At 72.7% G+C, this 14266-nt stretch carries 12 protein-coding genes; 8 read left to right on the forward strand and 4 right to left on the reverse strand.

What is annotated here, in order from left to right; all coding sequences use genetic code 11:
* The first annotated feature begins 1 nt into the window (after nucleotide 1).
* Nucleotides 2-2212 carry an MMPL family transporter gene (locus ACFVXK_RS05790; RefSeq protein ID WP_389610266.1) on the forward strand — a complete coding sequence of 737 codons (2211 nt, stop codon included), beginning with the start codon at nucleotides 2-4 and terminating at the stop codon, nucleotides 2210-2212.
* Between the two features lie 105 nt (nucleotides 2213-2317).
* On the opposite strand, the gene ACFVXK_RS05795 is transcribed toward ACFVXK_RS05790, so the two are convergent.
* A complete protein-coding gene (locus tag ACFVXK_RS05795) occupies nucleotides 2318-2749 on the reverse strand; it encodes an SsgA family sporulation/cell division regulator (protein WP_389610267.1) in 432 nt (143 codons plus the stop codon).
* 176 nt (nucleotides 2750-2925) lie between these two features.
* On the opposite strand from ACFVXK_RS05795, the gene ACFVXK_RS05800 reads away from it, so the two are divergent.
* Genes ACFVXK_RS05800 through ACFVXK_RS05815 form a run of 4 tightly spaced genes read left to right on the forward strand, consistent with a single transcriptional unit; the run spans nucleotide 2926 to nucleotide 6727 of the window.
* Nucleotides 2926-3981: an energy-coupling factor ABC transporter permease gene (locus tag ACFVXK_RS05800; RefSeq protein ID WP_389610268.1), complete on the forward strand. Its 1056-nt coding sequence runs from the start codon at nucleotides 2926-2928 to the stop codon at nucleotides 3979-3981.
* A 1-nt stretch (nucleotide 3982) separates the two neighbouring features.
* On the forward strand, nucleotides 3983-4744 hold the full coding sequence (cbiQ, locus tag ACFVXK_RS05805) for a cobalt ECF transporter T component CbiQ (protein WP_389610269.1): 762 nt from the start codon (nucleotides 3983-3985) through the stop codon (nucleotides 4742-4744).
* Nucleotides 4732-5541: an energy-coupling factor ABC transporter ATP-binding protein gene (locus tag ACFVXK_RS05810; protein ID WP_389610270.1), complete on the forward strand. Its 810-nt coding sequence runs from the start codon at nucleotides 4732-4734 to the stop codon at nucleotides 5539-5541. The genes cbiQ and ACFVXK_RS05810 overlap by 13 nt, the downstream gene beginning before the upstream one ends.
* 28 nt (nucleotides 5542-5569) lie before the next feature.
* Nucleotides 5570-6727 (forward strand): serine hydrolase domain-containing protein, encoded by a 1158-nt coding sequence (locus ACFVXK_RS05815; RefSeq protein ID WP_389610271.1) that lies wholly within the window; start codon nucleotides 5570-5572, stop codon nucleotides 6725-6727.
* Nucleotides 6728-6764: 37 nt separating this feature from the next.
* Here the strand turns inward: ACFVXK_RS05815 and ACFVXK_RS05820 are convergent, their stop codons facing one another.
* The 3 genes from ACFVXK_RS05820 to ACFVXK_RS05830 form a co-directional block, all read right to left on the reverse strand.
* Nucleotides 6765-7244 (reverse strand): YbaK/EbsC family protein, encoded by a 480-nt coding sequence (locus ACFVXK_RS05820; RefSeq protein ID WP_389610272.1) that lies wholly within the window; start codon nucleotides 7242-7244, stop codon nucleotides 6765-6767.
* A 585-nt stretch (nucleotides 7245-7829) separates the two neighbouring features.
* The gene (locus ACFVXK_RS05825; protein ID WP_389610273.1) at nucleotides 7830-9479 is read right to left on the reverse strand and encodes a penicillin-binding transpeptidase domain-containing protein; all 1650 of its coding nucleotides are present in this window, start codon (nucleotides 9477-9479) and stop codon (nucleotides 7830-7832) included.
* Between the two features lie 81 nt (nucleotides 9480-9560).
* The gene (locus tag ACFVXK_RS05830; RefSeq protein WP_389610274.1) at nucleotides 9561-11327 is read right to left on the reverse strand and encodes a dolichyl-phosphate-mannose--protein mannosyltransferase; all 1767 of its coding nucleotides are present in this window, start codon (nucleotides 11325-11327) and stop codon (nucleotides 9561-9563) included.
* Nucleotides 11328-11395: 68 nt separating this feature from the next.
* On the opposite strand from ACFVXK_RS05830, the gene rsmI reads away from it, so the two are divergent.
* The 3 genes from rsmI (at nucleotide 11396) to ACFVXK_RS05845 (ending at nucleotide 13851) form a co-directional block, all read left to right on the forward strand.
* A complete protein-coding gene (gene rsmI / locus ACFVXK_RS05835; protein WP_389610275.1) occupies nucleotides 11396-12292 on the forward strand; it encodes a 16S rRNA (cytidine(1402)-2'-O)-methyltransferase in 897 nt (298 codons plus the stop codon).
* A 161-nt stretch (nucleotides 12293-12453) separates the two neighbouring features.
* The gene (locus tag ACFVXK_RS05840) at nucleotides 12454-12945 is read left to right on the forward strand and encodes a hypothetical protein (protein ID WP_389610276.1); all 492 of its coding nucleotides are present in this window, start codon (nucleotides 12454-12456) and stop codon (nucleotides 12943-12945) included.
* 9 nt (nucleotides 12946-12954) lie between these two features.
* Nucleotides 12955-13851 carry a TatD family hydrolase gene (locus ACFVXK_RS05845; RefSeq protein ID WP_389610277.1) on the forward strand — a complete coding sequence of 299 codons (897 nt, stop codon included), beginning with the start codon at nucleotides 12955-12957 and terminating at the stop codon, nucleotides 13849-13851.
* Nucleotides 13852-14266: the final 415 nt, after the last annotated feature.

A 14266-nucleotide genomic window follows, 5' to 3' on the forward strand; every position in this document is an offset into this window, starting at 1 on the left:
CGTGGCCACCTTCCTCTACCGGCTCGGGCGCGGCGCCTTCAGGCGCCGCGGCCTCGTCGCCCTCATATGGGTGGCGCTGCTGGTCGCCGCCGGCTTCGGTGCGGCGACGGCCGCCGCGCCGACCTCCGGCTCGTTCTCGATCCCCGGCACCGAGGCCCAGAAGGCCTTCGACCTGCTGGACAAGAAGTTCCCGGGCATGTCCGCCGACGGCGCGACCGCCCGCATCGTCGTCAAGGCGCCGGCCGGCGCCAAGGTCACCGACCAGGGCCCCAAGGCCGAGGTCGGGAAGCTCATCTCCGGCCTGAAGCAGGGCGAGGGCGCCGCGCAGGTCGCCACCGTCGACGACCCGTACCAGATGCAGGCGGTGAGCCAGGACGGCTCCACCACCTACATCACGGTGAAGTACAAGGTCAGCGGCATGGAGCTGAAGGACGTCACGCGTGACGCCCTGAAGGACTCCGGGCACGACGCGCAGAAGGCCGGCCTCCAGGTGGAGATCGGCGGCGACGCGCTGATGGAGGCGCCCGAGACCGGCTCCGGTGAGGCGATCGGCATCCTGATCGCCGGCATCGTCCTGGTCATCACCTTCGGCTCGCTGGTCGCGGCCGGGCTGCCGCTGCTGACCGCGCTGATCGGCGTCGGGATCGGCGTCTCCTCGATCACCGCGCTGGCCAACGTGCTGGACCTCGGCTCCACCACCTCCACCCTCGCGATGATGATCGGCCTGGCGGTCGGCATCGACTACGCGCTGTTCATCGTCTCCCGCTACCGCGTGGAGCTCGCCGAGGGCCGCGAGCGTGACGAGGCTGCGGGCCGGGCGGCCGGAACTGCTGGTTCCGCTGTCGTGTTCGCCGGTCTGACCGTGGTCATCGCCCTGGTGGGCCTGGCCGTCGTCAACATCCCGATGCTGACGAAGATGGGTGTCGCGGCCGCCGGAACGGTGGTCATCGCGGTGCTCGTCGCCCTGACGCTGGTCCCGGCGATCCTCGGCTTCGCGGGCAAGAAGGTGCTGCCGGCCGGCAAGAAGAGCAAGCTTTTCGGCAAGGGCCGCCCGGCCGGCGCCGAGGCGAAGCCGAACGGCGGCACCCGCTGGGCCCGCTTCGTGCTGCGCCGCCCGGTCGTGGTGCTGCTGGCCGGTGTGATCGGCCTCGGCGCCATCGCGGTGCCGGCGAGCAAGCTGGAGATGGGCCTGCCGGACGACGGCTCCAAGCCCGTCTCCACCAGCCAGCGCAAGGCGTACGACATGCTGTCGGAGGGCTTCGGCCCGGGGTTCAACGGTCCGCTGATGGTGGTCGTGGACGGCGACAAGGCGCTCGCCGACAAGACCGTCGACCGGATCAAGAAGCTGGAGGGCGTGGTCGCGGTGACCCCGCCGCACCAGAACGAGGCCAAGGACGCCGCGGTCATCAGCGTGATCCCGAAGGAGCGCCCGTCCTCGACGCAGACCGAGGACCTGGTCCACAAGATCCGCGAGGGCAACGGGAACGACGTGTTCGTCACCGGCGCGACGGCGATGAACATCGACTTCTCGCAGAAGATGAACGACGCGCTGCTGCCCTACCTGGCGCTGGTGGTCGGCCTGGCGTTCCTGCTGCTGATGCTGGTGTTCCGCTCGATCCTGGTTCCGCTCAAGGCGGCCCTCGGGTTCCTGCTGTCGGTGGTGGCCGCCCTCGGCGCGGTCGTCGCGGTCTTCCAGTGGGGCTGGCTCGGGTCGGTCTTCGGGGTGGAGCAGACCGGTCCGATCATGTCGATGATGCCGATCTTCATGGTGGGCGTCGTGTTCGGCCTGGCGATGGACTACGAGGTCTTCCTCGTCACCCGGATGAGGGAGGCGTACGTCCACGGCGAGCGCCCGGGGCAGGCGGTCGTGACCGGCTTCCAGTTCAGTGCGCGGGTGGTCGTCGCCGCCGCCGTCATCATGATCGCCGTCTTCTCCGGCTTCCTGGGCGCCAGCGACGCAATGGTCAAGATGATCGGCTTCGGCCTGGCTGTCGCCGTCCTGTTCGACGCGTTCGTGGTGCGCATGGCGATCGTGCCGGCGGTGCTGGCGCTGCTCGGCCACAAGGCCTGGTGGCTGCCGCGCTGGCTGGACCGGATCCTGCCCAACGTGGACGTGGAGGGCGAGAGCCTGCGCAAGCACCTCGGGGAGACCGCGGCGGAGGCCGGGTCCCCGGAGGACCCCGACAAGCAGCGCGAGCTGGTCAACGCCTGACCCGCTCGGCCGCCCGTCCGTCCGGCTAATGCCTGGCGGTGACTGCGAAGCATGTGACTGTCGGCCCCGCATCTGGAACCCCAGGTGCGGGGCCGGCCGCGTTCGCTACGCCGTACGGGTGGCCGCGGCGCGCGCTGCGGCGCCGTCGGGTCTGCCGCCGCCGGGGGTGGAGTACGTGCGGCGCAGGAAGCGGCGCAGTACGGCGCTGTCGAACTGGATCACGGCGACACCCTCGGGGGAGTGGAACTCGACCACCGCCTGAACCCGGCCGCAGGGCCAGACCCGTACGTCCCCGGTCCCGGTCGGCGCGAGCAGCCCGGCCTCCAGGAGGGCGCGGGGGAAGGCCCACTCGTTGTCGGTGCCCTCGGGGGACAGCTCGGCGGGGAAGACGATCCGGACGGCCAGCGGCTCGGCGGGGGTGAACCGCAGGGCGACCGGGATCGCGCGGTAGAGGGGGTCGTCGCTGATCACGCGGGCGCTGACCCGCTCCTCGACGGCCGCGGCGGTGGCTGGTGGATTCTCGGCGGTGGCTGACATCGACCGGACTCCTCGAATCGGAACATTCACGTCCGTTTGCCCGTCCAGCCTCGCACATTCCCACGAAACCGCACGTATGTATTTGTGTGGCAGCGGCTCTTGCCAATCATTTGCAAGTGGGCACTACTCTTGAACGGTTAAACACTCATGTGAGGAAGAGGAAGCGGAGCCGCTCCATGCACGTGCCCGACGGATTCATCGACGCACCCGTCTCGGTGGCCGCAGGAGTGGCGGCCACCGCCGCTGTCGCGGTCAGCCTGCGCGGCGCCCGCCGCGAGCTCGACGAACGCACCGCTCCGCTGGCCGGCCTCGTCGCCGCCTTCATCTTCGCCGTTCAGATGCTGAACTTCCCCGTCGCCGCCGGCACCAGCGGCCACCTCCTCGGCGGCGCGCTCGCCGCGATACTCGTCGGCCCCTACACCGGCGTGCTCTGCGTGTCCGTCGTCCTGCTGATGCAGGGCATCCTCTTCGCCGACGGCGGCCTCACCGCGCTCGGCGTCAACATCCTGAACATGGCCGTGGTGACCGTCCTCGTCTCCTACGCCGTCTTCCGCCTCCTGCTCAAGGTCCTGCCGTCGGGCCGGCGCTCGGTCACCGTGGCCGCCTTCACCGGAGCCCTGCTCTCCGTCCCGGGCGCGGCTGTCATGTTCACCCTCCTCTACGCCCTCGGCGGTACCACCGACGTCCCGATCGGCAAGGTCTTCACCGCCATGGTCGGCGTCCACGTCCTCATCGGCATCGGGGAAGCCCTGATCACCGCCGCCACCGTGGGCGCCGTGATCGCCGTACGGCCCGACCTGGTGCACGGCGCGCGCGGGCTCGCCACCCCGCTGAAGCTGCGCGTCGGCGGCGAGCTCGTCGACGCCCCCGCCGCGGCCCCCGTCCCGGCCGCCGCCCGCTCCACCCGCAAGCTCTGGCTGACCGGACTGGTCACCGCCCTCGTGCTCGCCGGATTCGTCTCCTTCTACGCCTCCAGCAGCCCGGACGGCCTGGAGAAGGTCGCCGCCGACAAGGGCATCGACGCCAAGACCCGGGAACACGCCACCGCCGACTCCCCGCTCGCCGACTACAGCGTCAAGGACGTGGACGACGCCCGCCTGTCCGGCGGCCTCGCCGGAGTCATCGGCGTCGGCGCGACCGTGGCCGTCGGCACCGGGATCTTCTGGGCGGTGCGCCGGCGCCGCGCCCAGGACCTGACCGCGGCCTCGACGGCCGCCCCGTCGGCGAGCTGACGTGGGAGCCGGTCACGCGCACAAGCTCTACCGGCACGGGCACTCGCCCGTCCACGAGCTGCCGCCGCACTGCAAGATCGCCGCCACCGCCGGGTTCGTGATCGTCGTCGTGTCGACGCCGCGCGAGGCGATGTGGGCGTTCGCCCTGTACGCCGTCCTCCTCGCCGCCGTCGCGGCCGCGGCCCGGATCCCGGCGGGGTTCCTGCTGCGGCGGCTGCTGATCGAGGTGCCGTTCGTGCTGTTCGCCGTGCTCATGCCCTTCGTGTCACAGGGCGAGCGGGTGGACGTGCTCGGTATGTCGCTGAGCGTCTCCGGGCTGTGGGGCGCCTGGAACGTGCTGGCCAAGGGCACCCTCGGCGTCGCCGCCTCCGTGCTGCTCGCCTCGACCACCGAACTGCGCGCGCTGCTGCTCGGCCTCCAGCGGCTGAAGCTCCCGCCGCTGCTCGTGCAGATCGCCTCCTTCATGATCCGGTACGGGGACGTCATCAGCGACGAGCTGCGCCGGATGTCCATCGCCCGGCGCTCGCGCGGCTTCGAGGCGCGCGGCATCCAGCACTGGGGGGTGCTCGCCAAGACCGCGGGCGCCCTCTTCATCCGCTCCTACGAACGCGGCGAGCGGGTCTACCTCGCGATGGTCAGCCGCGGCTACGCCGGCTCCATGCCGGTGATCGACGACGTGACGGCCACCCGCGCCCAGTGGGCGTACTCGGCCGTGCTCCCGGTGACGGCGCTCGCCGTCTGTCTGATGGGATGGGCGCTGTGAACGCTTCCTCCTCTGCCTCTAATGCTTCTGCCGCGGCTGCTGACATTAGCCTCGCGCCTTCGCTGGAGGTGTCCGGAGTCGCCTACGCCTACCCGGACGGGCACCAGGCCCTCTTCGGCGTCGACCTCACCATCGGGCGCGGCGAGCGCGTCGCCCTGCTCGGCCCCAACGGCGCCGGGAAGACCACCCTCGTCCTGCACCTCAACGGCATCCTGGGCGGCGGCGTCGGCTCCGTGACCGTGGCCGGGCTGCCCGTGGAGAAGCGCAACCTCGCCGAGATCCGCCGGCGGGTCGGCATCGTCTTCCAGGACCCCGACGACCAGCTGTTCATGCCGACCGTGCGCGAGGACGTGGCCTTCGGCCCCGCGGCCGCCGGCCTGCGCGGCGCCGAACTGGAGACGCGGGTCCACGAGGCCCTCGAACTGGTCGGCATGGCCGGCTTCGCCGACCGCCCGCCGCACCACCTGTCCTTCGGGCAGCGCCGCCGGGTGGCGGTGGCGACCGTGCTGGCCATGCGGCCCGAGATCCTCGTCCTGGACGAGCCCTCCTCCAACCTCGACCCCGCCTCGCGGCGCGAGCTGGCCGACATCCTGCGGGGGCTGGACGTCACCGTCCTGATGGTGACGCACGACCTGCCGTACGCCCTGGAGCTCTGCCCGCGCTCGGTGATCCTCAGCGAGGGGGTCATCGCGGCCGACGGGCGCACCCGGGACCTGCTGTGCGACGAGGAGTTGATGGGGGCGCACCGGCTGGAGCTGCCGTTCGGGTTCGACCCGCGTTCGGTGGCCGCGGCATAAGGGCAGAGCCGGGGTTGTTGGTGTGCTCGTGAACATCCAGGGTGTGGTGACCGAGGGCTTCGAGCCCGTACGCGAGGCCTTCGCGCGCAACTTCGAGGTCCTCGGGGACCGGGGCGCGGCCGTGACCGTGTACCGCGACGGCCGCAAGATCGTCGACCTGTGGGGCGGAACCAAGGACGCGAACGGCACCGAGCCCTGGGCCGAGGACACCGCGACGATCGTGCGGTCGGCGACCAAGGGCGTGGCCGCGGCGGTCCCCCTGCTGCTGCACCAGCGCGGACTGCTGGACCTGGACGCGCCCGTGAGCACGTACTGGCCGGAGTTCAAGGCGGGCGGCAAGGAACGGACGCTCGTCCGCCACCTGCTCGCCCACCAGGCCGGCGTACCCGCACTGGACCGGGGGCTGACGATGGCCGAGGCCGCGGATGGGGTGTCCGGGGCGCGGGCCGTCGCCGCGCAGCAGGCGTTCTGGGAGCCCGGCAGCGCGCACGGCTACCACGCGCAGACCTTCAGCTGGCTGGTGTCCGAGCTGGTGCTGCGGGTCACGGGGCGGACCGTCGGCGGGATCCTGGCCGAGGAGATGGCCGAGCCGCTGGGGCTGGACTTCTGGATCGGCCTGCCGGAGGGCGAGGCGCACCGGGTGGGCCGGGTGGCGCCGGTCGAGCCCCCGCCGAGTGCGGGGCTGCTGAAGACGCGGCCCAGGAGAAACGTTTCGGAGGCGTACGCCGACCCGGAGTCCCTGACCCGCCGCGCCTTCGCCGCCATCGACCCGGCGCCCGACGAGAACGACCCCGTCTACCAGGCGGCGGAGCTCCCGGGTTCGGCCGGCATCGGCACGGCGCGCGCCCTGGCCCGTTTCTACGCGGCGACGATCGGCGTGGTCGAGGACGGGGCCCGTATCTTCACGCCCGCGACCACGGCGCTGGCGGGCACGGAGTTCGCCGCCGGCCCCGACCGGGTGCTGGTCGTGGGTACCCGGTTCGGGCCGGGCTACATGCTGCACGGGCCGGCGTCCCCGCTGCTGTCCCCGGCCTCCTTCGGCCATCCGGGCCGCGGCGGGTCGCTGGCCTTCGCGGACCCGGAGACGGGCATCGGCTTCGGTTACGTCACCAACGCGCACGCCAAGTCGGTGACCGCCGACCCGCGCGCGCAGGCGCTGGTGCGGGCGCTGCGCGGCTGCCTTTAGCGATTTGTTCGTTTGTCGTTTTTGCCAGGTGCTCTGATCACTTCCGCTCGCGTACGTCGGCCAGCTCGGCGGCGGCGTGGGTGACGAGTTCGCGCGGGGGCATCGGGAACACGGTGTGCGGGGTGCCGGCCGCGGCCCAGACGACGTCGTGCCGCAGGAGGGCCTGGTCCGCCAGGACACGGGTGCGGGTGCGGTGGCCGAAGGGCGGGACGCCGCCGATGGCGTAGCCGGTGGTCTCGCGGACGAGCGCCGCGTCGGCGCGGGTGACTTGCGCGGCGTCCAGTTGACGCCGCACCGCCTCGACGTCGACGCGCGAGGCGCCGTCCATGAGCACCAGGACCGGGACGCCGTCCGCCGCGAAGATCAGTGACTTCACGATCTGGCTGAGCTCGCAGCCGATCGCCGCGGCGGCGTCGGCGGCCGTGCGGGTGCCTTCGGGGAAGGTCCGGATGGCGAGGTCGAGGCCGAGGTCGGCGAGGGCCTGGGCGAAGAGGGGGTGCGGGGTGCTCGTCGTCATGCGGGGACGCTAGCGCTGTGCGGGGACGGGGGCGAGGTGTTTTGTCCCCGGCCCGAGCCTGACCCCGTTCGGGCTTGATCCCGGCCCGGGCTTGATCCCGGCCCGGGCCTGACCCCGTCCAGGGCTGACCCCGTCCAGGGCTGACCCCGTCCAGGCCTGACCCCGTCCAGGCCTGACCCCGTTCGGGCCTGACCCCGTTCGGGCTTGATCCGGTCCGGGCCTGCTGCGGCCTCGGCCTGGCTCGGCCCTGGGCTGGCTCGGCCTCGGGCTGCCCCGGCCCTGCCCTTGCCGCGGCCCTGGCCCGGCCCCGGCCTGCCGCGGCCTTGGTCTGCCGCGGCCTTGGCCTGGCTCGGCCCCGGGCTGGCTCGGCCTCGGGCTGACCCGGCCCTGGCCCTGCCCCGGCCCTGCCGCGGCCCTGGCCCTGCCGCGGCCCCGGGCCTGCCGCGGCCTCGGCCCTGCCGCGGCCTCGGCCCTGCCGCGGCCTCGGGCTGACCCGGGCTGGGTCTGGTCCGGGCTGGGTCTGGTCCGGTCCCGGTTGGTGCGCCCTTCCGTTGTTCCTCCCCCGGCTGCCGCCGGGGGCCGGCGTCAGGAGGCGTTGAGGACGCGTGCCACGATCGGGCCCGCCGCGTCGCCGCCGTGGCCGCCGCCCTCGACCATGGCCGCCGCCGCCACGTCGCCGTGGAAGCCGGTGAACCAGCTGTCCGGGGCCGTCGCGCCGTCGACCTCCGCCGAGCCGGTCTTCGCGCCCTTGTCGGAGCCGCCGACCGCGGCCATCGCCTTGGCCGCCGTGCCGCTCGTCGCCGTCTGCCGCATCATCCGCACCAGCTGCGCCGACACCCCCGGCGCCAGCGACCGCGGGGCCGTCGCCAGGGTGCGGCCGTCCAGGGAGGCCTTGACCAGCACCGGCTGGCGGAACACCCCGGTGCGGGCGGTGGCCGTGACGGAGGCCATGTTCAGCGGGTTCATCTGGATCGCGCCCTGGCCGATGTACTCGGCGGCGGCCGCCGAACCCGAGGTCACCGGAACGGTGCCGTCCTGCGAGGGGATGCCCGTCTTCCAGTCCAGTCCGATGCCGAAGGCCTCCTTGGCCACCCTCGGCAGCGCGCCGTTGTCCTTCACGTCGTCGATGAGGCTGATGAAGGCGGTGTTGCAGGACCGGGCGAAGCTGGTCGAGAACGGCTGGCCCTGGAGGGAGAAGCCGTCCAGGTTGCGGAAGACCTTCCCGTCCCACGTGGCGCTCGGCGGGCACGCCGCCGGGCGGTCGGCGGCGACCAGGCCCTTCTCCAGCAGCATCGCCGCCGTCACGATCTTCATCGTCGAGCCGGGTGCGCGCCGGCCCAGCATCGCCGCGTTGAAGCCGTCCTGGCGGTGGTTGGCCACCGCCAGGATGTCGCCCGTGCTCGGCTGGACCGCGACGACCGAGGCCTCGGAGTACTGCGCCACCGCCTTCTCCGCAGCCGCCTGCACGTCGGCGTCGAGGACGGTCTGCAGCTGCCCCGGCTTGCCCTCGACCAGCGTCGCCAGCGTCCGCTTGGGGGCGTCGGCGGTGGCCGGCTCGATCCACACCTCGACGCCGGGGGTGCCGCCGGCCTTCTGCCCGTACGTCTTGCGCAGCCCGTCCAGAACCGGCCGCAGTGACGGGAACTGTTCCGGCGTCAGCTCCTTGCCGTGGCGGTCGACGGCCTTGACCGGCGGGCTGGCCGGGGTGCCCGCGCGCAGCCGTTCGTCCTTCTGCAGCTGCGGGTGGATCACCGAGGGCTGCCAGTCGACGAGCGGCTTCCCGCTGCTGGGGCCGCGGACGACGGTCAGCTGGGAGTCGTAGGCGAAGGGCTTGGCCGTCCCCTCGTGGGTGATCTCGGCCTCGACCTTGAAGGGCACGGTGGTGCCGTTCGGGGTGCCGGGCGTGATGACCGCCTTGGAGACGAGCGCCTTGGACCGGAAGTCGACCACCGCGGGCTGCGCCGCCTGCGCGTTGTTCGTCAGGTCGGCGGCCGTGCGGGCGTCGCCGGACGCCCAGGCGGACAGGAACGCCTTGGCGACCTGGGCCGCCTCCTGGTCCGTCACGGGCCCGCTCGCCCGCTGCGCGGTCACCGCGCCGGGGCCCCGCGCCCCGTTCTTGCCGTCACCGCCGTGACTGCCGCTGTCACCCACCAGGGTGACCACCCCGTACGCCGCACCGCCTGCCATCGCGAGGAACACCCCGCCGACGATGGCACCCTTAGCCGCCCCGTTCACTTGCGTCCCCTCCCCAGGAGCCCCAGTCCTCTGAACGCGTTCAAAGGTTCTGTGTCGGACACCTTACGCGGGGTTAACGGGTCAGATCCACGTATCCAGCCACATCCGGCCACGCCACGAGTCCATGGGCAGGGTCTGGCCCGTGTAGATCGGCCAGAAATAGATGAAGTTCCAGACGATCAGCAGCACCAGCACGCCCGCCCCGATCGCCCCGATCGTCCGCCGCCGCTCCGAGGAGCCCGACGGCCCCAGCATGGCCCCGATCATCATCGCCACCGCCAGGCACAGGTAGGGGACGAAGACCACCGCGTAGAAGTAGAAGATCGTCCGCTCCTGGTAGTTGAACCAGGGCAGCAGGCCGGCGCCCAGCGCGCACGCGATCGCACCCGCCCGCCAGTCGCGCCGGAAGAACCACCGCCACAGCACGTACACCAGCGCGACGCAGCCCGCCCACCACAGCAGCGGCGTGCCCAGGGCCAGCACCTCGCGCGCGCACTTGCCCGCCTCGGTCGCCGGGCAGCCGTCGGAGCCGGGCGAGGGGGACTCGTAGAAGTAGGACACCGGTCGGCCCAGGACCAGCCAGCTCCACGGGTTGGACTGGTAGGTGTGGCCCGAGGTCAGGCCCACGTGGAACTTGTAGACCTCCGTCTCGTAGTGCCACAGGCTGCGCAGCCACTCGGGCAGGAAGGACAGCGGGCTGTGCTGGTCGTTCTTGGCCGCCCAGTCGCGGAAGTAGCCGCCCCTGCCGTCGTCCGGGCTCAGGATCCAGCCGAGCCAGGAGGTCAGGTACACGGCGATCGCCACCGGCACCGTCGACAGGAAGCCCGGCAGCGCGTCGCGCCGCAGCATCGCCGCGTACGGGGCCCCCGCGCCGGCGGTGCGGCGCGCGGCCGCGTCCCACAGCACGGTGAGCACCCCGAAGAAGGCCAGCACCACCAGGCCGTTCCACTTGGTGCCGAACGCCAGGCCCAGGCAGACGCCGGCCAGCAGCCGGTACGGGCGCCAGCCCAGCCGCAGGGTCTCCGCGACGGCCGCGTCCGGGCGGGCGCGGCCCTCCTCGTCGACCGGGAGCGCCGCCGCGAGGCGGGCCCGCGCCCGGTCGCGGTCGATGAGCAGCGCGCCGAAGGCGGCCAGGATGAAGAACATCAGGACCAGGTCGAGCAGGGCGGTGCGGCTCATCACCAGGTGCAGGCCGTCGACCGCGAGCAGCGCGCCCGCGAGACAGCCGAGGAAGGTGGAGCGGAACAGGCGCCGGCCGATGCGGCAGAGCATCAGGACGGACAGGGTGCCGAGCAGCGCGGTCATGAACCGCCAGCCGAACGGGTCGAAGCCGAACATCCACTCGCCGAGCCCGATCACCCATTTGCCGACCGGCGGGTGCACGACGTAACCGGGGTCGGTCGGCAGCGGTACGGCGCCGGGATCCAGCAGGATCGACTTGTCGACATCCTTGGGCCAGCTGGCTTCGTAACCCTGACGGATGGTGGCCCACGCGTCCTTGGCGTAGTACGTCTCGTCGAATATCACCGCCTTCGGGCTGCCCAGGTGCGTGAACCGCAGCACCCCCGCCACGAGCGTGACCAGCAGCGGCCCCACCCAGGCCATGGCACGCTGCCAGTTCCGCCGGCTCGCCTCCGGGATCCCCAGCGCCGCCCACAGCTGGGCGGACGGCCGGGCGTACGGGGGCACGAGGCGGGTGCGGACATCGGCCGCCGGGGCGGCCGGCAGGTAGCCGAACCCCCGCAGGCGGCGCAGCCACACGGGCGGCTCGTGCTCGGAGCCGCGTCCGCCCGGCTGGACGGGCGGGGCCCCCGCGGGGCTGGGCGGCGGCGTCGCGGTACTGGTCACCGGGTCATCGTAGGGAACGCCCCTGTGCGAACCCCAGTCCCCACGAGCCCCAATGAGAGGATGGGCCGGTGACAGCAGACCAGCCCCGCGGTGCCCAATCCCCCTCCTTCGACGGTGTCCTCGTCCTCGCCGGGACCCCGATCGGCGACCTGGCCGACGCCCCGCCCCGGCTCGCCGCCGAGCTGGAGCGGGCCGACGTGATCGCCGCCGAGGACACCCGGCGGCTGCGCCGGCTCACCCAGGGGCTCGGCGTGCACACCACCGGGCGGGTCCTGTCGTACTTCGAGGGCAACGAGTCCGCCCGCACCCCCGAGCTGGTCGAAGCCCTGGAGCAGGGGCGGCGGGTGCTGCTGGTGACCGACGCCGGAATGCCCTCGGTCTCCGACCCGGGGTACCGGCTGGTCGCCGCCGCCGTGGAGAAGGACATCAAGGTCACGGCCGTCCCCGGGCCCTCCGCCGTCCTCACCGCGCTCGCGCTCTCCGGGCTCCCGGTGGACCGCTTCTGCTTCGAGGGCTTCCTGCCGCGCAAGGCGGGTGAGCGCCTCGGCCGGCTCCGCGAGGTCGAGGGCGAGCGGCGCACCCTCGTCTACTTCGAGGCCCCGCACCGGCTCGACGACACCCTGGCGGCCATGGCCGAGGTGTTCGGCGCCGACCGGCGGGCCGCCGTGTGCCGGGAACTGACCAAGACCTACGAGGAGGTCAAGCGCGGCGGGCTCGGCGCGCTGGCCGAGTGGGCCGCCGAGGGGGTGCGCGGCGAGATCACCGTCGTCGTCGAGGGCGCGCCCGCCGCGGGGCCCGCCGATCTGGACGACGAGGAGCTGGTGCGCAGGGTGCGCGTGCGCGAGGAGGCGGGGGAGCGGCGCAAGGAGGCCATCGCGGCGGTCGCCGCCGAGGTCGGCGTACCCAAGCGCGAGGTCTTCGACGCGGTGGTGGCGGCAAAGAATGCGGCACAGAAGATGCCGTAGATCGGTAAAGAGCTAACCTGAAAAGCAAAGCTCAGACCGCGCACCGGCCGCTTTGAGACATGACTGGCCCAAAGAGAGTCCAACACTGGACAGGGCCTGATGCGCTCCCGCCCGAAGAGGCGTCCACTGGCAATGGCACCAGTGGAACAAGAGGAGCTGGCATGAGTGAGATCGCAGACACCCCGGTACCCGTCCCCGCCGCAGGTCCTGCCGCCGTTTCCGCACCCGACGTGCACACCGTGCACGAGGCCTACTCCTTCGCGTGCATGAAGTGCGGCTACGGCTGGGAGCAGGCCTACGCGATCGAGCACCACACCGACGGCAAGGGCCAGCCGTTCATCATGTACATGGTGAACGGTGAGCGGGTGCCCTCGCCGCTCTCGAACCCGACCTGCCTGAACTGCGGCGGGCACGTCGTACGGATCATGCGGGCCGGGACGGTCTCCCAGGTGAACGCCACCATCGACCGGCTCTACCACCACCGCATCGCCCCCGGGATCGCCGGGCCCGTACCGGCGGGCGAGAACCCGCCGCGGCCCCCGAAGCAGCGCAGGCCCTCGCACGACTCGCCGGGACCGGTGGCCGTCAACGAGCCGGGCGGCCGGCGCCCGGGCCTGCTCGCCCGCCTGCTGGGGCGGCTGCGCCGGTCATAAGATCGGCTCATGAGCCCTAGCCCTTCCGCCTCCTCCGCCGCCGCCAAGGACGCCCCGCCTCCGCTGCCCGAACCGCTGCGGGTGGCGGTGGCCGACTCCCACACCCACCTCGACATGCAGTCCGGCACCGTCGAGGAGGGGCTCGCGAAGGCCGCCTCGGTGGGCGTGACCACGGTCGTGCAGGTGGGCTGCGACGTGAAGGGCTCGCGCTGGGCCGCCGAGACCGCGGCGGCCCACCCCAATGTCCACGCCGCGGTGGCGCTGCACCCGAACGAGGCCCCCCGCATCGTCCTCGGGGACCCCGACGGCTGGTCACGGCAGGGCGCCCGGGCCGGCGGCGGCGAGGGCGCGCTGGACGACGCCCTCGCCGAGATCGAGGCGCTGGCCGCCCTCGACCACGTCAAGGCGGTCGGCGAGACCGGGCTGGACCACTTCCGCACCGGACCGGAGGGCATGGCCGCGCAGGAGCGTTCCTTCCGGGCCCACATCGAGATCGCCAAGCGGCAGGGCAAGGCGCTGGTCATCCACGACCGCGACGCCCACGCCGACGTGCTGCGCGTGCTGCGCGAGGAGGGCGCGCCCGAGCGGACCGTCTTCCACTGCTACTCCGGGGACGCCGAGATGGCCCGGGAGTGCGCGGCCGCCGGGTACTACATGTCCTTCGCCGGAACGGTCACCTTCAAGAACGCGGCGCCGCTGCGCGAGGCCCTCGCCGTGGCCCCGCTGGAACTGGTCCTGGTGGAGACGGACGCCCCGTACCTCACGCCGGCGCCCTACCGCGGGCGGCCCAACGCGCCGTACCTGATCCCGCTGACGGTGCGGGCGATGGCGGCGGTGCGCGGCATCGACGAGGACGCCATGGCCACCGCCCTCGCGGCGAACACGGCCCGCGCCTTCGACTACTGACCGACCGGCGCGTCGGAGCGTCGGAGCGCCGGAGCGTGTGCCGTGCAGGTGGCATTGGCGACATAGGGATATAAGGACACGCCGTCATGGCGATGTGCCGACATTTCGGTACGGCTGTGGCGACACCTTCGGTACATCCGTTCGTTCGACACGCTGGGTAGTCGAACGGCTTTGGTGCGTGACGGCCGCTCCCGCTAGGGTGCCGTGCCCGAACCAGCCGGGGCCGGACCAGTGGAGCGAGCGACGTGAGCGATACGCAGGGCAGTCACCGCCGTGTCTCCTGGCCGGAGGCCGAGCCGGACGCCGACCCGGCCCCGGCCCCGGCCCCCGACCCGGCTTGGGACCCGGCCCCGGCTTGGGACCTGGAACCGGCCCCGGACCCGGGCCGGGGACCCGACCCCGACCCCGGTGTCCC

Origin of the sequence: Streptomyces sp. NPDC058157 (assembly GCF_042884105.1) — a bacterium.
Classification (GTDB): Bacteria; Actinomycetota; Actinomycetes; order Streptomycetales; family Streptomycetaceae; genus Streptomyces.

Bases quoted from the DNA above. Each gene is read 5' to 3' on its own strand.
- ACFVXK_RS05795 (WP_389610267.1), bottom strand. From the start codon at position 2,749: ATGTCAGCCACCGCCGAGAATCCACCAGCCACCGCCGCGGCCGTCGAG.
- ACFVXK_RS05800 (WP_389610268.1), top strand. From the start codon at position 2,926: ATGCACGTGCCCGACGGATTCATCGACGCACCCGTCTCGGTGGCCGCA.
- ACFVXK_RS05810 (WP_389610270.1), top strand. From the start codon at position 4,732: ATGGGCGCTGTGAACGCTTCCTCCTCTGCCTCTAATGCTTCTGCCGCG.
- ACFVXK_RS05820 (WP_389610272.1), bottom strand. From the start codon at position 7,244: ATGACGACGAGCACCCCGCACCCCCTCTTCGCCCAGGCCCTCGCCGAC.
- ACFVXK_RS05840 (WP_389610276.1), top strand. From the start codon at position 12,454: ATGAGTGAGATCGCAGACACCCCGGTACCCGTCCCCGCCGCAGGTCCT.
- ACFVXK_RS05845 (WP_389610277.1), top strand. From the start codon at position 12,955: ATGAGCCCTAGCCCTTCCGCCTCCTCCGCCGCCGCCAAGGACGCCCCG.